At 42.8% G+C, this 26135-nt stretch carries 24 protein-coding genes; 13 read left to right on the top strand and 11 right to left on the bottom strand.

Going from position 1 to position 26135, the window contains the following annotated elements:
• Positions 1 to 26: 26 nt before the first annotated feature.
• From BUE31_RS13310 to BUE31_RS13270, 9 genes are all read left to right on the top strand, one after another.
• Positions 27 to 596 (top strand): helix-turn-helix domain-containing protein, encoded by a 570-nt coding sequence (locus tag BUE31_RS13310; protein ID WP_073404172.1) that lies wholly within the window; start codon positions 27 to 29, stop codon positions 594 to 596.
• 82 nt (positions 597 to 678) lie between these two features.
• A complete protein-coding gene (locus BUE31_RS13305) occupies positions 679 to 1056 on the top strand; it encodes an HYC_CC_PP family protein (RefSeq protein WP_073404170.1) in 378 nt (125 codons plus the stop codon).
• A gap of 134 nt (positions 1057 to 1190) precedes the next feature.
• Positions 1191 to 1613, top strand: coding sequence for a hypothetical protein (locus BUE31_RS13300; RefSeq protein WP_143167110.1), 423 nt, complete (start codon positions 1191 to 1193; stop codon positions 1611 to 1613).
• Between the two features lie 43 nt (positions 1614 to 1656).
• Entirely contained in the window at positions 1657 to 1902 is a 246-nt protein-coding gene (locus BUE31_RS13295; protein WP_073404166.1) for a heavy metal-binding domain-containing protein, read from the top strand.
• Between the two features lie 57 nt (positions 1903 to 1959).
• A complete protein-coding gene (locus BUE31_RS13290) occupies positions 1960 to 3234 on the top strand; it encodes an efflux RND transporter permease subunit (RefSeq protein WP_073404164.1) in 1275 nt (424 codons plus the stop codon).
• Positions 3231 to 5123, top strand: coding sequence for an efflux RND transporter permease subunit (locus BUE31_RS13285; protein WP_073404162.1), 1893 nt, complete (start codon positions 3231 to 3233; stop codon positions 5121 to 5123). The genes BUE31_RS13290 and BUE31_RS13285 overlap by 4 nt, the downstream gene beginning before the upstream one ends.
• Before the next feature lie 4 nt (positions 5124 to 5127).
• Entirely contained in the window at positions 5128 to 6390 is a 1263-nt protein-coding gene (locus BUE31_RS13280; RefSeq protein WP_073404160.1) for a TolC family protein, read from the top strand.
• The gene (locus BUE31_RS13275; RefSeq protein WP_083619826.1) at positions 6387 to 7643 is read left to right on the top strand and encodes a heavy metal-binding domain-containing protein; all 1257 of its coding nucleotides are present in this window, start codon (positions 6387 to 6389) and stop codon (positions 7641 to 7643) included. Before BUE31_RS13280 ends, BUE31_RS13275 begins: the two co-directional genes overlap by 4 nt.
• Positions 7636 to 8877 carry an efflux RND transporter periplasmic adaptor subunit gene (locus tag BUE31_RS13270; protein WP_073404158.1) on the top strand — a complete coding sequence of 414 codons (1242 nt, stop codon included), beginning with the start codon at positions 7636 to 7638 and terminating at the stop codon, positions 8875 to 8877. The genes BUE31_RS13275 and BUE31_RS13270 overlap by 8 nt, the downstream gene beginning before the upstream one ends.
• A 160-nt stretch (positions 8878 to 9037) precedes the next feature.
• On the opposite strand, the gene BUE31_RS13265 is transcribed toward BUE31_RS13270, so the two are convergent.
• Together BUE31_RS13265 and BUE31_RS13260 are read right to left on the bottom strand one after the other, a co-directional pair.
• Complete coding sequence (locus BUE31_RS13265) at positions 9038 to 9292, bottom strand: hypothetical protein (RefSeq protein WP_073404156.1); 255 nt, start codon at positions 9290 to 9292, stop codon at positions 9038 to 9040.
• A gap of 125 nt (positions 9293 to 9417) precedes the next feature.
• Positions 9418 to 9783, bottom strand: coding sequence for a response regulator (locus BUE31_RS13260; protein WP_073404154.1), 366 nt, complete (start codon positions 9781 to 9783; stop codon positions 9418 to 9420).
• Between the two features lie 196 nt (positions 9784 to 9979).
• Here BUE31_RS13260 and BUE31_RS13255 point away from each other — a divergent pair, with 196 nt between their 5' ends.
• Positions 9980 to 10990 carry a LacI family DNA-binding transcriptional regulator gene (locus tag BUE31_RS13255; protein ID WP_073404152.1) on the top strand — a complete coding sequence of 337 codons (1011 nt, stop codon included), beginning with the start codon at positions 9980 to 9982 and terminating at the stop codon, positions 10988 to 10990.
• A gap of 104 nt (positions 10991 to 11094) precedes the next feature.
• Here BUE31_RS13255 and BUE31_RS13250 read toward each other — a convergent pair whose 3' ends face one another.
• Both BUE31_RS13250 and BUE31_RS13245 read right to left on the bottom strand, forming a co-directional pair.
• Positions 11095 to 13353, bottom strand: coding sequence for a biosynthetic peptidoglycan transglycosylase (locus BUE31_RS13250; RefSeq protein ID WP_073404150.1), 2259 nt, complete (start codon positions 13351 to 13353; stop codon positions 11095 to 11097).
• 257 nt (positions 13354 to 13610) lie between these two features.
• Entirely contained in the window at positions 13611 to 14396 is a 786-nt protein-coding gene (locus tag BUE31_RS13245) for a DUF3050 domain-containing protein (RefSeq protein WP_073404149.1), read from the bottom strand.
• Between the two features lie 219 nt (positions 14397 to 14615).
• Between BUE31_RS13245 and BUE31_RS13240 the strand changes: the two genes are divergently transcribed.
• On the top strand, positions 14616 to 16907 hold the full coding sequence (locus BUE31_RS13240; protein WP_073404147.1) for a GH92 family glycosyl hydrolase: 2292 nt from the start codon (positions 14616 to 14618) through the stop codon (positions 16905 to 16907).
• A gap of 94 nt (positions 16908 to 17001) precedes the next feature.
• Here BUE31_RS13240 and BUE31_RS13235 read toward each other — a convergent pair whose 3' ends face one another.
• The 4 genes from BUE31_RS13235 to BUE31_RS13220 form a co-directional block, all read right to left on the bottom strand.
• Positions 17002 to 18435: a glycosyl hydrolase family protein gene (locus tag BUE31_RS13235; protein WP_073404145.1), complete on the bottom strand. Its 1434-nt coding sequence runs from the start codon at positions 18433 to 18435 to the stop codon at positions 17002 to 17004.
• Between the two features lie 302 nt (positions 18436 to 18737).
• Positions 18738 to 19721 (bottom strand): YXWGXW repeat-containing protein, encoded by a 984-nt coding sequence (locus BUE31_RS13230; protein ID WP_073404143.1) that lies wholly within the window; start codon positions 19719 to 19721, stop codon positions 18738 to 18740.
• A 270-nt stretch (positions 19722 to 19991) separates the two neighbouring features.
• Complete coding sequence (locus BUE31_RS13225; RefSeq protein WP_073404141.1) at positions 19992 to 20273, bottom strand: hypothetical protein; 282 nt, start codon at positions 20271 to 20273, stop codon at positions 19992 to 19994.
• A gap of 137 nt (positions 20274 to 20410) precedes the next feature.
• Positions 20411 to 21139, bottom strand: coding sequence for a zinc metallopeptidase (locus BUE31_RS13220; RefSeq protein WP_073404139.1), 729 nt, complete (start codon positions 21137 to 21139; stop codon positions 20411 to 20413).
• A 131-nt stretch (positions 21140 to 21270) separates the two neighbouring features.
• On the opposite strand from BUE31_RS13220, the gene BUE31_RS13215 reads away from it, so the two are divergent.
• Complete coding sequence (locus BUE31_RS13215; protein ID WP_073404137.1) at positions 21271 to 22413, top strand: NAD(P)/FAD-dependent oxidoreductase; 1143 nt, start codon at positions 21271 to 21273, stop codon at positions 22411 to 22413.
• An 88-nt stretch (positions 22414 to 22501) separates the two neighbouring features.
• Here BUE31_RS13215 and BUE31_RS13210 read toward each other — a convergent pair whose 3' ends face one another.
• A complete protein-coding gene (locus tag BUE31_RS13210; RefSeq protein WP_073404135.1) occupies positions 22502 to 23005 on the bottom strand; it encodes a hypothetical protein in 504 nt (167 codons plus the stop codon).
• A 334-nt stretch (positions 23006 to 23339) separates the two neighbouring features.
• On the opposite strand from BUE31_RS13210, the gene BUE31_RS13205 reads away from it, so the two are divergent.
• Positions 23340 to 23534 (top strand): hypothetical protein, encoded by a 195-nt coding sequence (locus BUE31_RS13205; protein ID WP_143167109.1) that lies wholly within the window; start codon positions 23340 to 23342, stop codon positions 23532 to 23534.
• On the opposite strand, the gene BUE31_RS13200 is transcribed toward BUE31_RS13205, so the two are convergent.
• Both BUE31_RS13200 and pulA read right to left on the bottom strand, forming a co-directional pair.
• Complete coding sequence (locus BUE31_RS13200; protein ID WP_073404131.1) at positions 23531 to 24004, bottom strand: DinB family protein; 474 nt, start codon at positions 24002 to 24004, stop codon at positions 23531 to 23533. The genes BUE31_RS13205 and BUE31_RS13200 overlap by 4 nt on opposite strands.
• 106 nt (positions 24005 to 24110) lie before the next feature.
• Positions 24111 to 26102: a type I pullulanase gene (pulA, locus tag BUE31_RS13195; protein ID WP_073404129.1), complete on the bottom strand. Its 1992-nt coding sequence runs from the start codon at positions 26100 to 26102 to the stop codon at positions 24111 to 24113.
• Positions 26103 to 26135: the final 33 nt, after the last annotated feature.

Here is a 26135-nt window from a genome sequence, read left to right as displayed (position 1 = left end):
GTAACTTTACAGCGTAATCAAAAAAGATGATACTTCATATTAAAAATATGGTATGCGACAGGTGCATGATGATTATCCGACCGCAACTGGAGAGCCTTGGATTTACGGTGAAAGAAATCGCTTTGGGTCATGCGGACATCACACCCGAACCCGATGAGGAACAATTGCAAATGATTGCCGCGGCTTTAAAAGTTCCGGGGTTTGAGCTGATCAATAAGGAAACGGATAAGACCGTAGAGGCAATCAAAAACAGCGTTGTCGAACTGGTACACCATTCTGACCTATCCGGCTTGAAAACATCCTACTCTGACGTGATCGCAACGCGGGTGGGAAAAGACTACACCTATCTAAGCCGATTGTTCTCCAACTCGCAGGACATGACCATTGAACGGTTTATTATTGAACAGAAGGTAGAAAAAATAAAGGAGTTGCTGGAATACGGGGAACTGAACCTTAATGAGATCTCTTACCTGATGGGCTATAGCAGCAGCGCGCATTTATCCACGCAGTTTAAAAGCATCACCGGGTTAACGCCAAGCCAGTTCAGGACATCAGGAATAGCCACACGGAAACCTATTGATAAAATCTCATCCTGATGATTTTCTATCATACAACAGGATATAAATAAAAAACAGAATTATATAAAAATAGCATAAAGAACTTTTATAATTTAGCATCGTGAAAAAGATAGCAGTTATATTACTCACCCTGATCTACTCAGCATCTGTTTATGGAGTTACCATAAACAGCTTTTATTGCTGTGGTAAATTAGCTGATGTATCTGTGTCTGCCAGCTACCAATCCAAAAGTGACAGTAAATCTGTTGGTTCAGGATGCTGCAAAACCATTAAAACAAGCTTTAAAGTAAAAGACAATCACTTTTCGGCCAAAACGGATTTGACCTTAAAAAGTTCATTTGCTTTAATTACTCCTGTATTTTTCATTCCTGCTTCGCCGGGAAGAATTAGCTTTAGGGAGGTAAGCGCTTACAATAGCCAGGCCCCGCCAGTCCAGCGCGATCCACTCTACATCCTCTACTCTAACTACAGAATTTAATACCTCCGGTACTTCCTCCACTATTTGTTTAATTGCCATCAACGGCGAATTAGACCACTCCACTTATTAAATTTTTTTCTTAATCCATTTATTGCTGAATGATTCAGCATCAACATATTTTAATCTTTTTTAAAATGAAAACGTTCAAATTTTCAATCGTTTTGCTTGCCCTGCTTTTTTCAAGGTCATTGGTGCAAGCCGGTAGCTTTAATGCTAAAAATACTACTTCAACTCACGATTCGCTCCTTGCAGTTAAACATCCTCATCTTTCCGAGTATAAAATCCTGGAAAGTGGCCCAATCATTATCTATGAGCGTCAGCGTCCCGGTGATAAGCTTAATCTTTTCAAGCCGGTTATTACACATTATTTTAGTGTAAAAGGCTCTGATAAAGTGTACCTGTTTACCCTGGAAAACCTTAAAAAGATCTACAGGGAAGGGGAGGCTTTTACCGTTCTGGATACCTATTTCAGTACCGATAGCGACCTGCTTTCTTTTGACAGGATACATCACGAATTTAGGGTCAACTATTACCTATCAAAAGCTGACCGCGCCTAATTATAAAAGTGCAATTAATCATCAAATCATATAATTAAAACGCATGAAAAAAGTAATGTTAATGGCAATTGCCATCCTGTTCTCCGCCGCAACTGTTTTTGCTGCCCACACCAATGCCGCAGTAGCTGACACAACCAAAAAGGTTAAACCTGCAAAAGTGCAATATACCTGCCCGATGCATCCGGAGGTGTTAAGCGATAAACCCGGCAAATGCCCCAAATGCGGTATGACCCTGGTAAAAAAAGAACCGGCTAAAAAGAAAACAGATTCAGCTAAAATGAAAATGTAAAATGATTTAATCCCGTCTGTCTCCAACTGGCGGACGGGATTATTAAACCCCATTACGATGATTAATCAACTTATTTCCCTGTCTTTAAAAAACAGGTATATCGTTTTACTGATCGCGGTCGCCCTTTTTGGATGGGGGGCCTATGCGGTTAAGGAAAATCCCATTGATGCCATACCCGATCTCTCGGAGAACCAGGTGATCGTATTTACCGAATGGCAGGGTCGCAGTCCACAGGTTATGGAAGACCAGGTTACATATCCGCTGGTGAGCAACCTTCAGGGCATCCCAAAAGTAAAGGCTATCCGTGCAACATCCATGTTCGGGATGAGCTTTGTTTATATTGTTTTTGACGATAAGGCCGATGTGTACTGGGCCCGGAGCCGGGTGCTGGAAAGGTTAAATTATGCTCAGCGCCTGTTACCGCAAGGGATCACCCCGACGCTCGGGCCAGATGGCACAGGCGTCGGCCATATTTTATGGTACACGCTGGACGCCAAAGGAATGGATCTTGGTGAACAACGCGCGTTACAAGACTGGTATGTGAAGCTAGGACTGCAAACCGTATCGGGTGTTAGTGAAGTAGCTTCGTTCGGCGGCTTTGAAAAGCAATACCAGGTAACTATAGATCCGCATAAGCTCAATTACTATAACATACCGCTGTCGCAGGTACTCAAAGCCGTTAAAAGCAATAACAACGATGTAGGCGGCCGCAAGTTCGAAATGAACGGCACCGGCTATATCGTTAGAGGCCTGGGTTATATCAAGACATTGGCCGATGTAGAAAACATCCCGGTTGGTGCGATCAATACCATCCCGGTAAAGATAAAAGATGTGGCAACAGTGCAGATGGGCGGCGACGAACGCCTGGGCATATTTGACCAGAATGGAAACGGCGAAGCGGTCGGTGGTATCGTGGTGATGCGCTACGGTGAAAATGCGGATAAGGTGATCCACGCGGTAAAAGATAAAATGGCCGATATTCAAAAAGGATTGCCGTCGGGCGTAAAATTCAAGATTGCGTATGACCGCAGTGAACTGATTGAAAATGCTATTGGTTCGGTTAAACATACATTGATAGAGGAAATGATAACCGTATCTATCATCGTGATCCTGTTCCTGTTCAGCTGGCGAAGTGCTTTGAGCATTATCATTCAGATCCCGATCACCATTGCTGCAAGCTTTATTCTGCTCAATGCTTTTGGTATCAGCTCAAATATTATGTCATTAACCGGAATTGCCTTAGCAATAGGCGTGATAGTAGATAACGGCATTGTAATGGTTGAAAACTCGCATAGGAATTTATCCATCGCACAACAAAAAGAAAGATCATGACCACAGCAGAAAGAATTAAAATTATAGAAGCTTCCTGCAAGCAGGTTGGGCGTGGAGTGTTTTTTTCCACGCTGATTATTATAGCCTCATTCCTGCCTGTATTCTTATTAGAAGGACAGGAAGGCAAATTGTTCGGTCCGCTGGCCTGGACGAAATCGTTTATTCTCGCTATAGATGCTATCCTTGCGGTAACATTAGCGCCGGTGCTGATCTCCTTTTTCCTGAAAGGAAAATTGAGGACCGATGATCACAACCCCTTGAACAGGGTTTTAGAAAAAGTATATCACCCCTTGTTGAACTGGTGTATGACCTGGCGTAAAACAACGCTTGGTATTAATATCCTTGCTTTAGTGATCAGCATACCGCTGCTTTTAAGTTTGGGTAGCGAGTTTATGCCGCCTTTGGATGAGGGGACGATCCTGTTTATGCCGGTTACCCAGCCTGATGTGTCCAACTCAGAAGCTAAGCAGCTTTTACAGGTACAGGATAAGATCATTAAAAGCGTACCGGAAGTGGCCAATGTATTAGGAAAAGCCGGGCGGGCGAATACCGCAACCGATAATTCACCGATCAGTATGACGGAAACCATCATCCTTTTAAAACCCAAAAGCGAATGGCGCAAGGGCATTAAAAAGGAAGATATTATCAATGAGCTGAATGCAAAGCTGCAAATACCGGGCGTGGTTAACGGCTGGACACAGCCAATCATTAACCGCATCAATATGCTTTCAACAGGTATCCGAACTGACGTGGGACTAAAAGTTTACGGACAGAACCTCGATACGATCTATGCCTTATCCAACCAAATGAAACAGGCTTTGCAGGGAGTTAACGGGATAAAGGACTTATATGTTGACCCCATCACCGGAGGTAAATATTTAGATATCCAGGTAAATAAAGAGGCTATCGGCAGATATGGCCTGAGTGTGGATGATGTGAACGAAGTAGTAGAAAGCGCCCTGGGCGGCATGAACCTGACCACCACGGTTGAGGGCAGGCAGCGGTTCAGCGTAAACGCGCGGTTGGCGCAGGATTACCGCAACAACCTGGATGCAATCAAACGCACATTGGTACAAACAACTAATAACGGGCCAATTCCCTTATCATCCGTTGCTGATATTAAGATCAGCGATGGCCCGGCTATGATCCAGTCTGAAAATGCGCTATTAAGAGGAACGGTATTGTTCAATGTACGTGACCGTGATTTGGGCAGTACGGTAAAGGAGGCGCAGGACAGGCTAAACAGCATGGTGAAAACGCTTCCGAAAGGTTATTATGTAGAATGGAGTGGCCAATATGAAAATTTGATCCGTGCAGAGCATACCTTAAAGCTGATACTGCCTATTGTAGTGCTCATCATTTTTGCCTGTTTGTATTTTGCCTTTCATTCAATCCGCGAAGCATTTTTTAGCCTGATCAGTATTCCGTTTGCATTGATCGGTGGCGCTTACATGGTGTATTTCTTTGGCGTGCATTTATCTGTTGCGGTAGCAGTGGGCTTTATCGCCCTGTTTGGGATAGCGGTAGAAACGGGTATTGTGATGGTCATCTACCTGAATGATGCCATGCAGCAATTGGTTACCTTAAAGGGTAATTCCAAAGAAATGATTACCCGCGAAGACCTGCGCACCTATGTAATGAACGGTGCAGTAAAACGCCTGCGCCCCAAACTGATGACCGTTTGCGTTGCTCTGTTTGGTTTGGTACCGGTACTTTGGGCAACCGGGACAGGCAGTGATGTGATGCTGCCTATTGTATTGCCGATGATCGGCGGGGTTTTAACGTCTTCCTCGCATATTTTACTGGTTACTCCCCTCATTTTTTTGATGGTTAAGGAGTACGAATTGAAGAAATACGGCAAGCTGGATGTATTAGATGTAAAGGAGTAAAAACATGAAAACGAAATATCAAATTATAGTTACGCTGCTCGCCTGCTTCGCTGTAGTGTCAGCAAAAGCACAGGTTCAGCGTTTGCCATTAGACAGTGTTTTGGTTCGAGTTGCCGCCAATCCGGCATTGCAGGCTTATGATTCAAAGATCAGCGCACAGGATGCCTATGCAACCGGTGCAAAAAGTTTGGATGCACCGAAGGTTAGCGCAGGCCAGTACCAGGTGCCATATCAGTTTAGCCCTAATGGAGGTTCATTCATGATCCAGGCCGAACAGATGTTCACTAACCCGGCAAAGTTGCGGGCAAAAGAAGATTATATGAAAGGGCTGTCTAAAGTAACAGCAGAGGACAAGAATTATCTGAAAAATCAACTGATCGCGCAGGCGAAACAGTATTACTATGAACGGGTAGTATTGGAGAAAAAACTCATCTTATTGCAGAACACACAAAGCCTGCTGGAATATATGCTCAAAGATGCGAACATCAGGCTGACTTATGGAAAGGAGAAGTTGACCAATATTTACAAAGCTAAAGCAGATCTGTTCGAACTGGACAATACCCGTGAGCAATTAAACAATGAGATCAGCCAAAAAAACATCGCGCTCAATACGCTGATGAACAGGGATAAGCAAACCGCCTTTATAGTGGATACCATTATTGTATTAAGAGAATATGAAAGTGAGCTAACCGATACCGCAGCACTTGCAAATGCACGAAGTGATATTAAAGGGATTAACCGGAATATTGAATTGCAGCGGTTAAATGCGCAAATGGAATACAGCAAACGCAAGCCCGATTTCGGCATCCAGGCAGCACACATGATCAGCTATGGCGGTTATGCTAACCAATATATCTTAATGGCTTCCGTCACCATACCCATTGTTCCCTGGGCTTCTAAAGAATATAAAGCTAACCTGAAGGGGATCCGTTACGAAGTAGAAGAATTACAACAGAAAAAAATGGATGTACTCAACCAGGCCGAAGGACAACTGGCTGGTTTCAGGTCGGAAATGGGGAGCAAAAAAAGACAGTTAAAAAACTATCAGCAAAATATTATTCCTGCCTTGCAGAATGGTTATAAAACGGCGTTGCTGGCCTACGATCAGAATACCGGCGACCTGCCATCTGTATTACTCGTCATTAAGGATCTGCAAACAGCGAGAATGAACGCCTTAGAACGTTTACAGGAATTTTTAACCTTACAGGTAGCTTATGAAAGGGAAAATGAAACTGCGGCACTACCACTAAACAATCAGAACAAATGAAAAATATTAAAATCATAACGATTAGCCTGCTGTTAGGCACGTTGTTGTTCGCTGCCTGTTCTGATCAAAAAAAAGAACCGGCTAAAGCGCAGGTTAAAACTGATGTAAAATACACCTGCCCGATGCACCCGCAGATCATGGAAGACCATCCCGGCAGCTGCCCGATTTGCGGAATGACGCTGGTAAAAAAATCCGGCCAGGCCAGTGAGGGCTCGGGCATCAGCCTCAATACGGTTTTACAACCGGTTAATACAGCTGTTTTATCAGCCGTAGCTGCTATTACACCCGAACAAAAGGAAATCCCGGCAACAATCTCAGCACAGGGTTACCTTGACTTCGATACACGGACATTTAACAACATCGCTTCCCGCTTTTCGGGCCGCATTGAAAAGTTGTACGTCAAATATGCCTTCCAGGAAATCCACCGGGGCCAGCGCATCTTTGATATATATAGCCCTGATTTAGTAACTGCTCAGCAGGATTTAATTTATTTAACAAAAAACTCAGCACAGGAAACAGGATTAATAGATGCTGCAAGACAAAAATTATTGCTGCTGGGTATGAACTATGAACAGGTTAACCAGGTTGTTAAAACCGGGAAAGCCTTTTATAGCTTGCCGATTTACAGCCCCTATGCGGGCCATGTACACGATGTGGCGCATAGCCAGATGGCAGGTGCTGCATCAACAGAGACGCCATCAGATTTTGCAAACAATTTGCCGCTATCTGTCAGAGAGGGAATGTATGTAGAAAAAGGGCAGAATTTATTTAATGTGGTCAATCCGCACAAGCTTTGGGCTATCCTGAAAATTGACCGCTCAGCTGTTGCTGCTTTGAAATTAAACCAGCAGGTTACCATTACGTTGCCTGACTTGCCGGGTAAGAGCATCACCGGAAAGGTTAATTTTATCGAGCCTGTTTTGCAGGATGGTGATAAAACAACCAGCATTCGGGTTTATTTGGACAATATGGATCACGGTTTGAAAGTAAACAGCATTGTAAAAGCTACTATACAAACCGGCAGCACAAATGGTTTATGGATACCCCGATCTGCCCTGGTTGATTTAGGGCGAACACAAGTCGTCTGGCTAAAAAACGGTGCGTCATACAAGGCCCACCAGGTAACAACAGGCGCAACTAATGGTAACGAAACGCAAATCACAAAAGGCTTATCCGCAACCGATAGCCTGGCGTCCAATGCCCAATATTTAACAGACAGCGAAAGCTTTATTAAAACGCAAAGCCATGAATAAGAAACATTTTTTAAGATTAAGCACAATCGCGTTTTTAGCCTTTATGGTATTGACAGCGGTGCTTTTTGTAGCCTGCACCCAAAAACCAAAAACTACAGTTGCTAAGGCATCAAACAAAGCCTATTATACTTGCTCCATGCACCCGCAGATCCATGAAGATCATCCGGGCAACTGCCCCATCTGCGGCATGAAGCTGATCAAAGTGGAAGTGACCGGGAATAATATGGATCTGACCAAGATCAGGTTAACAGCCACACAAATTCAACTGGCAGGGATCCAAACTGACACGATACGGGAAGAAAACGTAGGGAGCGAAAAAACATTAACAGGAACAGTAACTACAGACGAAAATAAAGCGGAAGAACTGAGTGCAAGATTAGCTGGCCGGGTACAGCAATTATTCGTGAGAACTACCGGCGAGAAAATATCGGTTGGCCAGCCGGTTTATTCCATTTACAGTGAAGACCTGCAAGAAGCGGAAAAAGAATACCTGCTGGCCAAGCAACAGCAAAAAATGTTGCATAACCCGGATGTGGATTATCAGCAACTGATTAGTGCTGCCGAAAACAAGCTGCAGCTTTGGGGCCTGTCGCCGGCGCAGATCAGGAACATAGCAGCTTCCGGAAAAGTATCTGCTACTACTACTGTATTAAGTAAAGTTAGCGGGACCGTTAGTGAGATAGCGGTTCATGAAGGGGACTATGTAACTGAGGGGATGTCTATCCTGAAAACACAAACATTAAGTGATTTATGGGTAGAAGCCCAACTGTATGCCAGTGAAACAAATAACTATAAGGAAAATGCCCGGGTAAGCGTTTCTTTCCCCGATTTGAGCGGCCAGGTAATTAATGGTAAAATTGAATTTATAAATCCTGAATTATCAAAGGCCTCCAAAGTGGATTTGGTAAGGATCAGTATCTCCAATCCGCAAGGACTGATCCGGCCCGGAATGCTGGCCTATATTTCGATTGCAGGTGGCTCAAGCCGTTCTTTAGCCGTGCCTGCAACAGCAATTTTGACAGATGGCAATGGCAGCAAAGTATGGGTAAAGAATTCAGACGGTAGTTTTTCATCCCGGGTAATAAAATCCGGAAATGGTAATCAAAGCTACGTGCCCGTTATTTCAGGGTTAAATGCCGGGGATATTGTGGTTACTAATGGTGCTTATTTATTGAATAGTGAAGCCATATTTAAAAATGGGAGTGATAACAGTATGGCTGGAATGAAAATGTGAAATAAACCGAAATAGCGTAATGAAATTTTAATGGAGTTGTTCAGATAATTAAAGAGGCGTACCCACCGCAGCATACGCGAAAGGGAGGTGGGGCATTTCTGCGTTTTTCAATTGGGTAATATGTGTTGCATTCATCCGCCTAAAAGCCATTACTTTCTTTTTATAAAAATAATTTCATTATTACCCAGCGTTTCATCACTTTGCTGCGTAATAGTACCAGCAGGGTCAACTTAATATTTCGTAAAAATGGGTAAGGGTGAAGGGTGCCTATATCAATATAAAAGCCGGTATAGTTTTCACGGTTTTCTAAAAATAAGCTGCAGGGAACGCTTTCTCTTTTTTCTGTGTAATCACTTTCTGAGAAAACCCAGTCGAACGAAAAATATTTTTTTAATTGGTTTACAAATACTGCCATTGGATGATGATTAAAAAGCGACCTATATAAATCTCTTTTAATCAATTACGCAATGAATGGATAAAACGCTGGTTAGAAATTACGATTAAAAAACCAGAGGGCAAAAGAGCCAATGCTTCCTATATTCATGCGGCCAGTTGGTACTCCACTTTCTCTATCAAACAATTAATATCAAAGGGTTTCTGCAATACATCATCCGGCGCACCTTTCTGTTTTAACGACTCATTGATTGATTCATCGCCCGAACATATGATAACGGGCAGATTTTGCGTGGTTTTATTTAGCTTGATTAACTGGCAGATCTCTTTTCCATTTATCCCCGGTAGTGTGGCATCTAAAATAATAAGGTCGGGATGCGCTGTTTTAATACGATCGAAGACTTCACTGCCGCTGGATATGGCAAATACTTCATAGCCATTGTTGATCAATATGTAAGTCATAACCTCAATCATTAACAAATTATTGTCAACTATCAATATTTTCTTTGCCATAGTATTTCTGCTTAATATTGCAGGTATTATATATAGCGCAAATGATATGCCACATGTAAAAATTAGAAGATATAACTGCCTGATTTTGATGTTTTAACAATGCGCTGACTATATTTACACAATAATAAATTGATTTGGTATCGTAATAAACCACTTTTACTACATTTGGTAACCACAAAAACAGCCGGCCCGAAAAATGGATAATATTAATATCAAGATCCTTGCTAAAGAATTAAATATCTCAACTTCTACTATTTCAAGGGCATTTAATGGCAATTCCGATATTAATAAGGACACTAAAGAGAAAATTTTAGCGTATGCCCGCGAGCATAATTTTTTGCCAAATCACTACGCAAGTAACTTGCGCGATAAAAAGAGCCGTACCCTTGCCGTAATTATTCCTGAAATAACCAACGATTTCTTTTCTCAGGCTATAAATGGGATTGAAGAAATTGCCCGCAAAAAGGGTTTTTATATTTTGCTTTACCGTACCGATGATGTTTTTGAAAAGGAAGTTTCATTCGTAAATTATCTCAATAATGGCAAAGTTGACGGTATCATCATGTCGGTATCCGGCGAGGCTAATGACCATAATTATTTACGCAAGCTTGAACAAAAAAACATCCCGGTAGTGTTTTTCGACCGTGTTTACGAAGATATTGAAGCGGCAAAGGTTACCACTAATGACTATGACAGCAGCTTTGACGCCACCGAGCATTTGCTTAAAACCGGGTGTAAAAAAATAGCTTATTTAGTTGTAAACAAAAGTATTTCAATTGGTAAAGTGCGGATGCAGGGTTATGTTGATGCTTTACAAAAGCACAATATTCCATTTAATGATGAGCTGATAATTGATTGCAGTAATGACGAAAAGATAAACTACACCATACTTAAAAAGGTACTGGAAGAGATTAAACCCGATGGCATTTTTAGCTCTGTTGAACGCTTGGCCTTCGCCACCTATTACGTGTGCAATGATATGAACATCAATATCCCCCGCGACTTGAAAGTTATCAGCTTCTCCAGTCTGGGTATTGCGCCATTACTATGCCCCCCGCTTTCAACCATTACCCAGCCCGCCTATGAAATGGGTATTAAGGCAGCCACCTTGTTGTTTGATGAACTTGAAAGTAAAGGGCAACCCGTCAGCAAAAAAGAACATGTGTTGAAGTCGAAGCTGTTTATCAGGAAATCATCAGGTGGTTGATCTTAAGAATAGTTTGCAGTTGCCGGTTTTCAGTTTGCAGTAAAGAAAAGGCGAACTAACCAAGGCAAGTGCCTATAAACCATTAACTAACTGCCAACTGAAAACTACTCCTTAACCAGTTCCTTCAAAACTTTCTCAGCGTCCTTTTCCTCGTTTCGCAGCCTTCTCTTTTCCTGGCGAATGTCTTTCCTGGTTTTTCCGGCGGTATCAATTAATGCCTCTTTTCGTTTTTCTTCGTCTTTCAGCTTTTCAATATCCGCCTTTAGCTTTTCTTTTGCATCAACCTTCTTTATTTCTTCCTTTTTGGCTGTGGTATCCTTTTTGCCAAATAATCGCTGAAAAAATGTTGGCTTCTTTACTTCCGGCTCAACGGGAACCAATGGAACAGCAGCATCGTCATCATTTTGCTTCATCAGGCTATCGGCTACAGTAGTACTAACCGGGGCTACCTCACGCCGCAGGCCTTCCCGCAAACGCACGTCATAAAAACCATAGTTGCTGCTATCCCTTTGTGCCTTTCCGTGCCCGGCCATCAGGTTTCCTATCAGGTTAAAATAGCCCGATAGTCCCGGCCTTAGCGTGCCATCGGGCATAAATGAATATAAGCCGGTTTTAGGATGTGGCACAATGCTTGCCAAATAAATACTTTCGCCGATGGTGAGCTCTGCCGGCGATTTACCAAAATAATACCTTGATGCTTCGCCAATTCCGTAAATATTACGACCCCATTCAATAATATTAAAATAAACCTCCAGCATCCGGTTTTTGCTCATTATCCGGTTGTTCTCAATCATCCAAACGATCAGGATCTCTTCAATTTTACGTGAAAGCGTTTTTTCGCGGCTTAAAAAAGTGTTTTTAACCAGTTGCATAGATATAGTGCTGCCACCCCGCTTAAACTTTTTATCCTTGAAATCGGTAGCCAGCGATTTACGGATCGATTCCTCAACAAAGCCATGATTACTATAAAAAGAAGGATCTTCGGCTGTCATTACCGCATTGCGCAGGTTGGGCGAAATGTCTTCTAATGGGGTGTAATAAGAGTTTTCGGGCCCGATTATGTGCGGCCCCATTGGTTTCCCCTTTTCGTAAGGCGTATAAACAAAAACCTTGTTTAATTTGGTCAGATCGGTTTTGCCATATTTTATAATGTTAAACCCATCCTTATCCAGGCGCGAATCAAACTGAACGTCATCCGGACTCGCATTATTTAAAAAGAAATTGAGTTTATAATTGAGCTTGCCGGCAACCTTAATTCCATCCAGCGATTCAAACATCCCCGTTGGGAATGAATCGAAAATATCCTGGGCATTAAGCCAGCCGGTATTAAGCTTTAGCTCGTAAATTTTAACCGGGTTAAGCGTGTATTTTATATAAGGATGTGCCGTTATTTTTTTCAGATGAATGGTTGATGAGCTATCCAGCGATAAATAATTTTGGCCCACAAATAAGTTGGCGTCTATACCCCCGTTTGGGATAACTATATCGTTGCCTGAAAGCCCGGGCTGATTAATAAGCAGGTTGCTTACTCCCCAATAACCATAAATGCGGGTCTCTCCATCGCTATGCTCAACCTTGCTTAAACGGGTGCTTACCGTATCAAATGTTACTTTTAAATGGAAACGCTTTTCAATAAATGGGATCTCCACTTTTTTACCATCGGCATAAAGCTTAACATCAATGTCTTTGTCTGACGGGTGCATCCGTCCGTCAAAATGCCAAAGCGCCAGGCCATTATTTATGTTGATGGTTGAGGTTAGCTGTCCGTCTTTTATTATTGCCGATTGTGCCAGCGCCGTAAAACTATTGCTGTCGTTTTTAAACGATACCAAAAAGTTATTCAGCTTCAGGTTATCCGGGATCTTGTAAAGCAACTGGTTGATCAGGTTATGAGATAGCTCGGCAAGATCAACCTTTGTTTTTATGGTAGAATCTCTTTTCTTTTTAAAAAGAAAATCGAAGTTTTTTACATGCTTTATGTCGGTTAGGTTTAAATGGCCCTGTTGTAATTCTACATCGGCCAGTTTAACAGTGCCAAATATCAGCGGAAACAACTTAATGCTTACCCGGAACTCTTTGATGCTTAATAAGCTGTCGCGATGGTCTGGCACGACTGTAATATTTGTAAATGCCACTGTGCTGAGCCCTGTAAAATGCGCCGAGCCTATTTCCAGGTCTAAATTATAAGTGCTGCGGGCAGTCGCCTTTGCTTTGGCGATAGCCTTTTGAAGCAGGGTTTCGCGTTTTGAATAGGCAATGTAGCCACCTATCAAAAGCAAAACAAACAGGGAAGCTAATACAATTGCCGCTATGCGGATATATTTAGGATTAATGTGTATGTTTTTAAGATTGGGGCGCTGCATCTAAAAATATTTATCCAAAACTAAACTATTTATTATGCGATACAAACGCCCGGAACCGTAAAATGTTTCCCGGAAAGAAAAGTAGGCAGATGAAAATTTCCTGCCGTATAAATAGCTATGGATAATATTATTAAGCCAAAGAATCTTCTTCCCTCCTTACGCGCAGCGAAGGGAGGGAGGTCGAGTGAAGCAATGACCGGGTGGGTAAATGTGCGCGCGATATTAACGCAAATGCATGGCGGGTTGACTCACCCCGACTATGCCATTACCCTGCTGCTCAAAATCTCTTCATAAACACCATCCCATAAGCCTATCCGCTTTTGCAGGGCGATGATAGCTGCTGCTGTTATTTCTTCCCATTTTTGAGGATCATTACCGCACAGCTCTGCAGTCATCTCCAATGCAAGGTAACTGTGGTGATCACCGTCTACCTCTATATGGCGGTCGAGATAATATTTAAATTGAGAGACCTGTCCGGGAAACTTACTGTTAAGATCATTAACTATGGAAAGGAACATGTTAGGGATAAGATCTTCCCTGCCGAAGGTAAAAACAGCTGCTTGTAAATACGATTTTCCACTGTTTATTACTTCGAAAGTATGCTCAACAAAGTTTCGTACAGTTACCGGCACATCTAAAGTACTAAAGGCGGCGCTAACATCGCCGGAGTTTTTAAGCGCAGCAATAAAATCAAGAAAAGCCGTTGGTTCAGCACCGCATTGCTGCATGGCATCCAAATACATTTCATAATGGCTTTTACGATTGCCTTCGCTATCCACGTCGGATTCTTCTCCGGTTACAATCTCGTTAATTAAATACCTCGTATTTGCCGAACCAACCGGAAACCAGGGCACTGCCGTACAGGTTAAATTTTGCTGCAAAGCCTTCAGCAGCGACATGAAATCCCAAACGGCATAAATATGATGGTTCATAAAAATGCCGAGGTCTTCAATACTGGTTATTAAGCCGTAAACTTTATGGTTAATTATCTGCTGCCTTAATGGCTCAATCGCTTGCTGTAGTTTCTTTATTTCCTCATTCATCTGCTTTCCGGATGCTTTAAGGCCGCAAAGGTATGATTTTGAACTTTGATTTACTGGATTTAAGGATCACCGGGATTAATTTCAATTGCTTTTTTGACTTAAAAAACATAAATCAGAAAAAAATCAGATGTTACAATTGTTACAGAATCAACGCAATCCTTCAATTAAAAAAATCAGTGGTTAATACTATATTTGGGCGTTAACTACTGATCTCAACAAATGAAGAAAATACTGACCGCTCTCTTTAGCTGCGCAACCGTAATCGTGTCGGCTCAAACAAAAACCAACGACAATTTAATTCAATACGTTAAGCCTATAATAGGCACACAACGGATGGGGCATGTTTACCCGGGCGCTACGGTGCCATTTGGTATGGTGCAGCTTAGCCCCGAAACAGATACCGCGGGCTATGAGCTTAATGGAAAATACAACCCGGATGTATATAAGTATTGCGCCGGCTATCAGTACGATGATAAAACCATTGTTGGCTTTAGTCATACCCACTTTAGCGGTACAGGGCATAGTGACCTTGGCGACTTTTTGATTATGCCAACCGTTGGTAAAGTGCAACTAAATCCGGGTACAGCAGATAAGCCCGGCAGCGGCTACCGTTCTGCTTTCTCGCATGATAACGAGGTGAGCGCGGCAAATTACTACAAAGTAAAGCTTGATGCCAGCGGCATTATTGCTGAAATGACCACCAGCACCCGCGTTGGCTTTCACCAGTATACTTTCCCGAAATCAGATAATGCGCACATTATTCTCGATCTGATGGCGGGCATTTATAACTACCCGGATAAAAACGTGTGGACCTATTTGCGCATGGTGAATGATAGCACCGTAGTTGGTTACCGCCAAACCAATGGCTGGGCTCGTACCCGCACGCTGTATTTTGCTATGACGTTTAATAAGCCATTTATCCAGATGGGGTATAAAAAATTTGATAAACGCGAAGTGTACGGCGGCTTTTGGGGCAAGTTTGCAAGGGTGAAAAACTTCCCTGATTTGGCTGGCCGTCAGTTAAAAACGTACTTCGATTTTAAAACAGAAGAAGGCGAAAAGATCAAAATAAAATTTGCCTTGTCGCCGGTAAGCATTGATGGCGCATTGAACAACATGAAGGTCGAGATTCCGGGTTGGGATTTTGATAAAGTGAAGGCCGATGGCCAGGCACAATGGGAAGCCGAGCTGCATAAAATTGTGATTGACGGCAGCAAGGACGAAAAGGAAGACTTTTACACCTCAATGTATCATGCTATGATAAACCCAACCATTTACATGGATGTGGATGGGCAGTACAAAGGCCTTGACCAGAACATTCACAAAGCGGAAGGGTTTACCAACTACACTACTTTCAGCCTTTGGGATACGCACCGTGCCCTGCACCCGCTGTTTAACATCATCGACCCAAAAAGAAACTCGGATATGGTTCAATCCATGATGGCCCACTTTGACCAGAGCCCGGAGCATATGCTGCCCATATGGAGCAATAGCGCCAACGAGAACTGGTGCATGAGCGGCTATCACAGCGTATCTGTTATTGCTGATGCTGTGGTTAAGGGCAATGCCCCTTTTGATGCTAATAAAGCGCTGGATGCCTGTGTAGCAACCGCCCGCCACCGCGATTATGAGGGGATTGGCTATTATATGGATATGGGCTATATTCCTGATGAAAAGAACGGTAACTCGGTATCATCAACCCAGGAATATGCTTATGACGATTTTTGTATTGCCCAAATAGCTAAAAAGCTAAACCGGATGGACATTTACGAGGACTTTAACAAGCGCTCACAAAACTGGAAAAATGTGTACGACCCTAAAAGCGGTTTTATGCATCCTAAGTTAACTGACGGAACCTTTCGCAAAAACTTTGACCCGTTTACCACCATTAACCAGGGCTTTATTGAAGGCAATGCCTGGAACTACACACTGTATGTTCCGCAGGACCCGGAAGGGCTGATAAAAATGATGGGCGGCAATAAGCGTTTTGTAACGTATGTAGATAGCCTTTTCAGCTACAACCTGCCGGATAAATACTTTGCCGAAACAGAAGATATTACCAAAGACGGGATAATTGGCAACTACGTGCACGGCAACGAGCCATCGCACCATGTAGCTTATTTGTACGACTGGACCGACAAACCCTGGAAAACACAGGAGAAGATCCGGATGATATTGCCTAAAATGTACAAGCCAACCCCAGATGGTTTGGGTGGTAATGATGATACGGGCCAAATGAGCGCCTGGTATATTTTTAGCTCCCTGGGCTTTTACCCGGTTGCTCCAGCTACAGATCAGTATGCCATAGGCAGCCCGGCAGTAAGCCATGCGGTGATCCAGGTAGGCGATGGCAAAACCTTCACCATCAATGTAAAAAACCAAAGTGACAAAAACGTTTATATCCAAAAGATAACCCTTAACGGCCAGCCGCATAACAGCTTGTTTTTAACCCATGCCGATATTATGAACGGCGGCGAGATCACTTTTGTAATGGGAGCGAAACACAGGTAGGGGTTAGCGATTGGAGATTAGTTAATTAGAGATTAGAAGAAGGGGTGGTAATCCATTGGCTTCCCCCTAATCTCTAATTAACTAACCTCTAACTTTACTTAATCACCACCACTGCCGCACTTCCCGCCGGAACAGTTACTACCAGGCTTTTTTGATCGGTGCGATATTGTTCGGTAATAGCTGGGGTAAAAACCCCGTCGGTATTTACTGTGCTTCCGGCAAAAGTAACTCCGTTTAATGCGGTAATTGAAGGTGCGTTAAGCCTTGCTATTTTTATAATCGATGCCGTTTTACTTAGTTGAACGGTAAATGAAAAATCCTTCCCGATCTCCTTATTTATTAAAGTTAACGAGGTGGAATTATCTGCATTAACACAGGCATGCACACTATAATTATTGCTTTCATCGCGGCCAACAATCCGGGCCGGGATTATCTTGCCGCCTATTGCTCCGTATTTAAAAGCCAGCATAGCATAATACACCGGGCGAGCTGTAGTAATGCCGTTATCTATATTAATTGGCGTATAAACAAAGCGGATGCCCCCGCCATGAAAATTGACGCCTTGTCCATTATTTTCAGCAACGCTCCACATAAAATCAAGCGCCCACAAGGCGGATGCAAAAGTATTGCTCACCCCGGGTTTGCCTCGGCCCCAAATGCTGTTGGCTTCTGATATGCGGAAGGGCAGGTTATGCGCCGAAGCAATCTTATCCATTCCCCGCAAAAACTCACCCATGTTTTTATTTGGCCTTAAAACGTTATTTATATTTATTGCAGGATCAGATGCCGGGCCGTAGTTATAATAGTGCGAATCAAGCAGGTTAACCTTCTGATGCTCGTCCCTGGTAAATTCGCTGAACCACTGGGTGTTAAAGGGGTCAATATCCGGGCCCGCAAAATTTGCGCCGGGCACCATGCGTTTTATTACCGTATAATACTTATTCCACTCACGCTGATAATCCTGGTATTTATAAGTGCGCGGACGGGGGCCAAAACAAAAAACATCCGGCTCATTACCTGACTGCAGGGCATATAGATTATTTTGAAGCGCATTGTGAACGTAATGAGCCTCGTCAACGGCTTGTGCGGCATTATTGTTTGCCAGGTTAAGGCCAAACAAAACCGGCCATTTAATGGCTTTTGAAAATGCTGCCAGGCGGTCAATATCGGCTTTTGTAAGTTTTCTTTTGAGGGTATCGGTACCTGGGTCATCACCTCCCCAGTCAATTTCATCACTGCTGTTACCACCAATGCGTAAAACCCCTTTCCCAAGGTTTTTTATGAGTTGAATAAGTACAGTGTTGTTTTCATTAAGATAGCCCGGGCTTTCTGTTAAAAGAGCAGTTTCATAGCTAAGGCCCTCAAACTGGTGATGAATGGTATAACCCGGAAGGTTTTGGTCTAATATTATGGTAACAGGAATAGCAGGCTGATTGTGTTGTACCGGCGGGTCTGTATCAAATGTAGCCTTTTTGCATGCACAAAAGCTAACTGCCAATACGATGGCCACAAACCACGGTCTGTTCATTTAATCAGGGTATAAGGGATCAATAGTTTTGTAGTAATAATATTACGGCCACAAAAATAAATTAAAAAAATCGGGAATTAAGCATAAGCAGTCTTTAAGTTCTGATTTTATTGGCTGATTTATAGTTAATTATGCGGCAATCAGCAGAGATAATGTTTGGCCGGCCGATTGTCAACTACAAATGTGGGGGGAAATATAAAATGTGGGTTCTTACATAGTTCGGCTTTGGGGCCGTCGCTCAATATAAATAAAAACAAAACCCCGGTCATATAAACAGCCGGGGTTTTTGTTTGATAAGTATTTTACCTGTGATGCTCTTCGGGCTTGGGTGCATTATGTGGCCTTGATGGCTGTTGCCTTGGGTGTTGCGGCACCCTTTGCTGTTGTACCCTTTGTTGTTGCGTTCTTTGCTGATTTTGCTGGTGTTGTTGCTGTTGCACCCTTTGCTGGTTTTGCAAATGTTGTTGTGCCTGGGGATTTGACTGAACGTTATTTTTTAGTTCTTCCGGTTTGCCGTTTTCTGCTTTTTGATTTTTATCCGGGTTGGCCGCATTTGGCAGGTTGCCCTCCGGCTTGTTGTTAGCGTTCTGCCTTGCATTGCCAAACGATGTGGCCCTGGCTGTATGCCCTTGCTGATCAAACGGCCGGCCATTTATTTTGTTGAGGGCGGTTGCTGCCGGCTGGCCATGATTTGCAGAAACATACTGATTTTTATCCTTGCTTGCAGTTTGCTGATGTGATAGCTGTTGGGAAGTAGGTTGAATGTGCTGTTCATTCATAGCCGCCCGTTCTTCGGGCCTGGGTTGTGCTGCAACCCCACCAGGGCCATTAAAGCTTGTACGGTTATTTATAGTTGTGTTATTTACAATTACAGTACGGTCAATATAAGTATTGTGAACAACAGTTGTATTTACGTTTACAACGGCAGTGTTATACCTGAATGCTCCTCCAGACCATGCTCCGCCTCCAAAACCAACGCCACCATATCCAAAACCGTAATTTATACCGCCATAGAAACCTACATGTTCTCCCCAGTATCCTGAGTGAAATCCATAAACGCCGCCTTCATAGCCCCAATAAGCCGGGGTCCACAAGTAACCTGGGCGGGGGGGCGATACCCATACACCTGGTACCCAGTAATATCCATCGTTATCATCATAGGCCCAGTAGCCAGGTTGCCATAAATAGCCATCAATGGGGCATGCGGGTTGAACATAAACAGGTAATGCCGGCGGGGCTATCCTTATGGATACACCTACGCTGATCTGTGCATACGTTTTTGTCATTGTCAACAAAAAGATTATACATAAGGGGGTCAATATTTTTCCGATTGTTTTCATGCTATTGTTTATTTGTAACGGTTGTATGACAATTTGAAATAAGAATAGTTTAGCCTAAAAGCCTTGAAAAGCAAATTCTAATGCTATCCTAATGTTGAGTATTTAGGTATGCCAATAAAAAAGCTCCGCCTAAAATACATGGCGGAGCTTTTTATAATAAATGGTAAATTATAATGGACAGGGCAGTTCAACACTTCCGCTGTTTCTGATTACTTTTTAAGGGTGCAGCTCTTTTTTGACCGCGTTTTGGGCGCTGTCAGCTTTTTTGTCCTCCTTTAAATGCTTTTTTGCCTGCCTCAATTGTATTTGCATCCGCTGGCTGCGCGCGGCTGAAACATGCCGGCTTGCAATTTTTCTCCGTTTCTTAATAATCTTGCGTTTAACAGTATCTGTATGTTGAATGGTTTTAGTGCTTTGGAACTTGATATTATTTGCTATCGCGGGCATGCAAATACCCATTACACCTGTCAGGATGAATATTATAACTATTTTTTTCATTGGGATATGCTAATAAGTTATAGACAATCAGCTGGTAATTATGTTTCGGATGGCATAAGGTATATAACGTTATAAAAAAATCCCCATTTGATTTATCAAATGAGGATCCATTAAAAAGCATTCTTTAAAAGTTGAGCTTAGTTCCGCCTGTTAAACAAAAGCGAAGCGTAATAAAGCAGGGTAGCCAATGCGCTTAACGCAGCAACAACATAGGTCATGGCGGCCCACCATAAGGCGTCTTTTGCCTGTTCATGCTCTTCGCTGGTTTGCATAACGGTGTAATTATTATTAAGCCATGCCAGCGCCCTGTTGCTGGCATCAAACTCAACCGGGAGTGTTACAAAACTAAAAGTAGTAACAACTGCCAGCGCCACAACACCAATAGCCAGCACATATGGGCTATGGACAAAAAACAACAGGATAACGCCAATAAACAAGGTCCATTGGGTTAGGGCTGATGCTATATTAATAACCGGGACCATGGCCGTACGCAGGCTCAGCCAGCTGTAAGCCCTGGCATGCTGAACGGCATGCCCACATTCATGAGCCGCTACAGCTGCAGAGGCCACGCTGCGGCTGTAAAATACATCCGGGCTTAAATTAACGGTTTTGGTTTCGGGGTTATAATGGTCGGTAAGCTGCCCTTCAACAGATATTACCTGCACATCATAAATGCCGTTATCGCGCAGCATCTTTTCAGCCACTTCCTGGCCCGATAAGCCGGATAACAACGGGATCTCTGCATATTGTTTAAATTTGCTTTTGAACCGCCATTGAACAATAAAGCTTATTATTGCTATAACGATCATCAAAAACCAGGCTGAATTATAGCCTATATATCCTGTAATAAATGATATGTGATTCATATTTATATTTTTGTTAGATAATTGTATGATCTGAAGTCAAGAATCAAAGTCTTCCATTTACCCCCCAATGACTAATGACAACTGACCAATGACCAACAAACAAAAAGCATTCCGTAAAATAATATAACGCAGTGGAAGCAAATACATTTTCATATTGGGAACGAACCGCATTTATTGACAATGCCGATATAATTATTATCGGCAGCGGCCTTGTTGGCTTAAGTGCCGCGCTGCATTTAAAAACACAGCAATCGGCTTTAAAAGTACTGGTATTGGAGCGCGGCTTTTTACCAACCGGAGCCAGCACAAAAAATGCGGGTTTTGCATGCTTTGGTACCATTTCCGAACAAATAGCCTATCTTAAAAAATCATCTGAAGCCGAAGTTTTGCGGATGGTTGATTATAAATGGCGTGGTCTGCAGCGGCTTCGGCAAAACCTGGGAGATGAAAATATAGAATACCAACAAAACGGTGGCTATGAATTATTTATGGATGATGAGCCGGGCAGGGCTGAAGAAAGCATTGGGCAATTAACGTATTTTAACAATTTATTAAAGCAAGCTATAGGCAAACCTGACATTTATTCAGTTGTTGATGCTAAAATAGCAGGTTTTGGGCTTGGTAAGGTTAGCCGGATGATCTATAACCCTTATGAAGGCCAGCTGCATACGGGTAAAATGATGTGTACCTTATTAAATAAAGTGTACAGCCTGGGCGTAATGGTTTTAAATGGCTGTGAGATAAAAAAAATTGAAAATGAAGGCATTGGGGTAAAGCTCACAACATCGCAAGGGAATTTTAAAACCGGCAAAGTAATATTGGCCACCAACGCTTTTGCAAACCAGCTGTTTCCTGAGCTTAAAGTTACGCCTGGCCGCGGGCAGGTGCTGGTAACAAAACCTATTGCCGGGTTAAAACTAAAGGGCACCTATCATTTTAACGAAGGCTATTATTATTTCAGAAATATTGATAACCGGGTGTTGTTTGGCGGCGGCCGCAACCTTGACTATGCCGCCGAAGAAACCTGGGATTTCGGCCATACGGATACTGTTAAAAACAAGCTCATTTCCTGCTTGAAAGAAGTAATACTTCCCGGCCAAAATTTTGAAGTTGATTACTGGTGGAGCGGTATTATGGGTTTTGGCGATGATATAAGGCCCATTGTTAAACAGGTTGAACCAAACATTTTCTGCGCAGTACGATGTAATGGAATGGGCGTTGCAATGGGAAGTTTAGTGGGCGAAGAAGTAGCCACGCTGGCTTTGAAGCTTTAACCCGCTGCAACAGTTTTAAACGGCCTCATTAAGGGCCGTACTGTTTAAAAACGTTGCAACGTTTTTCTATCCAACTCAAAACGAAATGCTAATTTACCCGGGTTAATATAAAGGTATTCTGGTCTGTTGAGTAGCCGCTGCAATAAATAAGGCAGTCTTTTTCAGACATCGTTCCGGTTATATTATCTGTTGTAAAATTAAATACACCCTGCAGTGCCTGGTTCTGATCCATTGAAAATTTACTGCCGGTAACAATGCCCACAAAATCCTGCGGAAAGGTAATCGGGGGCGCGCCCAAACCGCAATTACTGCCTACAATGGTCTGCCCGCCTATTGATACCAGGCTCCAGGTAACGCTTATTGAATTGTCGCTGGTGGAAGTGATCTGCCAGTTCACCTTCATTTTAAAAGAACTATACCTGGAATAGCCACCACAACCATCGCTGCTGTAATAAAAAGTAACGGGATTTGGTGTTGTCCAGTTTCCGGCTAACTGGCGGGCAACGGTTAGTTTAGTATCTACTGAAGAGCCGCTTTTTTTGCAACTCCAGAAAATAACAGGGACGAGTAACAGAAACACAAGCTTTTTCATAACTGTTATGCTTTAAACTGATATAAATATAACTGTAAAGCAAGCGCGCATCAAGGTCCCCAATGGGGTACTTAATTGCTATCCGATCCTGAAAATATTGAAAGAAGAAGACTTCAGAGCTGGGCTTCATCTGAGCCGCCTAACCCCGTTTCGGCTAATCCAACATCGCGCATGCATACAAGGGGCTTGTTCATCAGAAAAAAACAAATTTTGACTTAATACTTTCGACTTAAGGCTGTTGACTTACCACCCGGACCGAAATAAATTTAACCCGGCAAGGGGGGATATAAAAATAAAATCGTATGTTCGGCTGAATAATTTAAGCGATACAAAAATGAATATCAACGATATAATTGACCACCTGCCCAATTTAAATAAAAAGGAAAGGACACAGCTTCAAACCGCATTATTTGAATTGCAGTGTGATCTTGATTTGAAGGAAGCTATCCAGGAAAACCTGGCAGACATAAAAAGCGGTCGGGTAAGCTCGCATGCTGCTGTAATGAGTGAAATAAGGGCGGCACTTTAATCCCAGATCTTAGGCCTGTCAACATCAAGGGTTCGTAAATACGAAATTATGTTCCCGGCATGTACCGACTCATGGTAGGCAACCCTTAACAGGTAATCGCCAAGTTTTCTCCTTTGTCCGGCTGTAGCCCTGACTATTTCAATTTGCGACAAATCCTGTTCAGAAAACGATCGGACCATTTCAAGGTAACGTTGCCTATAGGGTTGAGCAAAGGCTATTTCATCGGCAATGGTTGTATAAGGCCGGTTTTCCCAGGGCGACTTATAGTCGGCACCTATCGATCCCCTGCGCTCAATAATTTCATGGTACGCATGCTCGCCCTCCAAAACATGGCGCACCATTTCAATCATGGTCATTGCATTTGGGTCGGGCTGCCAATTGTAAAACTCTTCGGGAATCCCCGTCCATAATTTAATACTGCGCCTTCTTACCTCTTCGTAATTTAAAATGATAATTTCTGTTGATGTCATACTATTTGTTTAAATCATTAAAGATGCAAAGTATTGTGTTTCCCGTGTCCTTGTCTCCTAAATCGCTTACAGAGATAATACGCATGGCGATCTTTTTTTAAGGTTTCTAATTGCTATATAAAATATAGGCCGCTGTACCAGGCACCGTTATATCTCCCGCTGAAATATCTTTTATGCCCTTCACCTCAATTTTATTTTCATCCGCAACCAGTTTCCATTTCCCTGCAGGTATTTTAATTGTTTTGGCAGATGGATTACCATTCAGCACAACTATAATGTTTTTCCAGCTATCGCCATTAGCATTGTTGCTGAGCTGGTAGGCAATTATTCCGGCATCACCTATATCTATAAATCTTAAATTACTTTGGATCATTTTTGTTGATGGCATCCTGAATGCCGGGTGATCTTTTCGCAAAGCGATAAGGCCTTTGTAATAATCAAAAATGGCCTTATATTTTGTTTTCCGGCTCCAGTCTATCTGGTTGATAGAATCGGGCGAATTATATGAATTGGCTATACCCTGTTTGGTCCGCAGCATTTCGACCCCGGCATGTAAAAAGGAAACGCCTTGTGAAGTTAGCACAATTGCATTTGCCAGCTTATCCATTTTTACCAGGTCGGCCTCCGGAGCAGTGGGGTTTGAAATTTTCAACCTGTCAAACAAAGTATTATCATCATGGCAGGATACATAGGTAATTGTTTGAAACGGTTCGACCGCCCATGGCGCTTTTGAATAGTTTACTTTAGTATAATCAACCTGCGGGTTTGGGATTGATGCAACAATGCCAAATTTCACACTTTCAGCTTTATCTACGGCGCCGCTTACAAAACCCTTCTCTTTCAGGTCGCTCCAGCCGCCTTTTATGCCATCGCGGATGTCATCGCTAAAAACTGCTATCTCACTCAGTTTGGCGGTGTTCTTTTTTACGGCCCGCTGATCTTCCGGCAGCGGGCTGTTCCCGGCTGTCCACCCCTCGCCATAAATAAAAATAGTAGGATCAATTTTATGCAAGGCAGTACTAATTTGATTCATGGTTTCTATATCATGCACACCCATCAAATCAAACCTGAAACCATCAAGATGATATTCTTTTGCCCAGTACACCACCGACTCGATCATAAACTTACGCACCATAGCCCTTTCTGACGCTACCTCGTTACCACAGGCCGTAGCGTTTGAATAAGAGCCATCAGCATTTTGCCTGTAAAAATACCCCGGAGCAAACTGGTTAAAGTTTGAGTTTTGGGTGTCGCTGGTATGGTTATAAACCACATCAAGTATTACTCTTAATCCTTTTTTATGTAAGGCCTGCACCATCGTTTTAAATTCTTTTATCCGCACATTGCCATCATAAGGGTTGGTTGAATAACTACCCTCGGGCACATTGTAATTTAACGGGTCATATCCCCAATTGTATTTATTGGCTTCCGGCTTTGTTTCATCAACCGAATTAAAATCAAAAGCGGGCAACAGGTGTACATGCGTTACGCCCAGCTGTTTGATATGATCGAGCCCTGTTGCTTCGCCAGCCGGACTTTTTGTTCCTGTTTCTGCAAGGCCTAAAAACTTGCCCTTGTTTTTTATCCCTGAATTGGGGCTGATAGAAATATCACGGATATGCAATTCATAAAGCACAATATCTGTAAAGTTTTTAAGCGCAGGTTTCTTATCGTTTTGCCAGTCAGCCGGGTTGGTTGATGCCATATCGGCAACCATACCGCGCGCACCGTTAACACCAACGGCTTTGGCATAAATATCAGGGCATTCCAGCAACCATTTACCGTTCTGCAAGGTCTGGAAGGTGTAGTATTTATTTTTAAGATCTTTATTGATGATGGCCTGCCAGGTGCCTTCAATACTTTTAACCATGCTGATGGTATTAATGGCCTGCCCGCCATTGCCCGCATCATACAGCCTCAGTTTTACTTCAGAAGCCATTGGAGCCCATACTTTAAAAAACGTTTTTAGTGGCGAATAAATAACCCCGAGATCGTTCCCGGAATACACCAGGTACTTATCAAATGATTCCGTTTTTTGAACGGGTTTAAAAGCTGTAAGCATTGTAGTAGAAAGAAGGATGAATAAATAACGTTTCATAATTGGTTATAAGGGCGTTGCCCGGTACGGATG

Source organism: Mucilaginibacter sp. OK098 (assembly GCF_900142915.1).
Lineage (GTDB): Bacteria > Bacteroidota > Bacteroidia > Sphingobacteriales > Sphingobacteriaceae > Mucilaginibacter.
This window is presented reverse-complemented; position numbering and strand designations above follow the sequence as displayed.

Coding starts and splice junctions, on each gene's coding strand:
- BUE31_RS13210 (WP_073404135.1), bottom strand. CDS start 23,005: ATGAAAAAGCTTGTGTTTCTGTTACTCGTCCCTGTTATTTTCTGGAGT.
- BUE31_RS13230 (WP_073404143.1), bottom strand. CDS start 19,721: ATGACAAAAACGTATGCACAGATCAGCGTAGGTGTATCCATAAGGATA.
- BUE31_RS13245 (WP_073404149.1), bottom strand. CDS start 14,396: ATGAATGAGGAAATAAAGAAACTACAGCAAGCGATTGAGCCATTAAGG.
- BUE31_RS13255 (WP_073404152.1), top strand. CDS start 9,980: ATGGATAATATTAATATCAAGATCCTTGCTAAAGAATTAAATATCTCA.
- BUE31_RS13275 (WP_083619826.1), top strand. CDS start 6,387: ATGAAAAATATTAAAATCATAACGATTAGCCTGCTGTTAGGCACGTTG.
- BUE31_RS13285 (WP_073404162.1), top strand. CDS start 3,231: ATGACCACAGCAGAAAGAATTAAAATTATAGAAGCTTCCTGCAAGCAG.
- BUE31_RS13225 (WP_073404141.1), bottom strand. CDS start 20,273: ATGAAAAAAATAGTTATAATATTCATCCTGACAGGTGTAATGGGTATT.
- BUE31_RS13260 (WP_073404154.1), bottom strand. CDS start 9,783: ATGGCAAAGAAAATATTGATAGTTGACAATAATTTGTTAATGATTGAG.
- BUE31_RS13310 (WP_073404172.1), top strand. CDS start 27: ATGATACTTCATATTAAAAATATGGTATGCGACAGGTGCATGATGATT.
- pulA (WP_073404129.1), bottom strand. CDS start 26,102: ATGAAACGTTATTTATTCATCCTTCTTTCTACTACAATGCTTACAGCT.
- BUE31_RS13240 (WP_073404147.1), top strand. CDS start 14,616: ATGAAGAAAATACTGACCGCTCTCTTTAGCTGCGCAACCGTAATCGTG.
- BUE31_RS13205 (WP_143167109.1), top strand. CDS start 23,340: ATGAATATCAACGATATAATTGACCACCTGCCCAATTTAAATAAAAAG.
- BUE31_RS13200 (WP_073404131.1), bottom strand. CDS start 24,004: ATGACATCAACAGAAATTATCATTTTAAATTACGAAGAGGTAAGAAGG.
- BUE31_RS13265 (WP_073404156.1), bottom strand. CDS start 9,292: ATGGCAGTATTTGTAAACCAATTAAAAAAATATTTTTCGTTCGACTGG.
- BUE31_RS13250 (WP_073404150.1), bottom strand. CDS start 13,353: ATGCAGCGCCCCAATCTTAAAAACATACACATTAATCCTAAATATATC.
- BUE31_RS13300 (WP_143167110.1), top strand. CDS start 1,191: ATGAAAACGTTCAAATTTTCAATCGTTTTGCTTGCCCTGCTTTTTTCA.
- BUE31_RS13295 (WP_073404166.1), top strand. CDS start 1,657: ATGAAAAAAGTAATGTTAATGGCAATTGCCATCCTGTTCTCCGCCGCA.
- BUE31_RS13270 (WP_073404158.1), top strand. CDS start 7,636: ATGAATAAGAAACATTTTTTAAGATTAAGCACAATCGCGTTTTTAGCC.
- BUE31_RS13235 (WP_073404145.1), bottom strand. CDS start 18,435: ATGAACAGACCGTGGTTTGTGGCCATCGTATTGGCAGTTAGCTTTTGT.
- BUE31_RS13280 (WP_073404160.1), top strand. CDS start 5,128: ATGAAAACGAAATATCAAATTATAGTTACGCTGCTCGCCTGCTTCGCT.
- BUE31_RS13220 (WP_073404139.1), bottom strand. CDS start 21,139: ATGAATCACATATCATTTATTACAGGATATATAGGCTATAATTCAGCC.
- BUE31_RS13290 (WP_073404164.1), top strand. CDS start 1,960: ATGATTAATCAACTTATTTCCCTGTCTTTAAAAAACAGGTATATCGTT.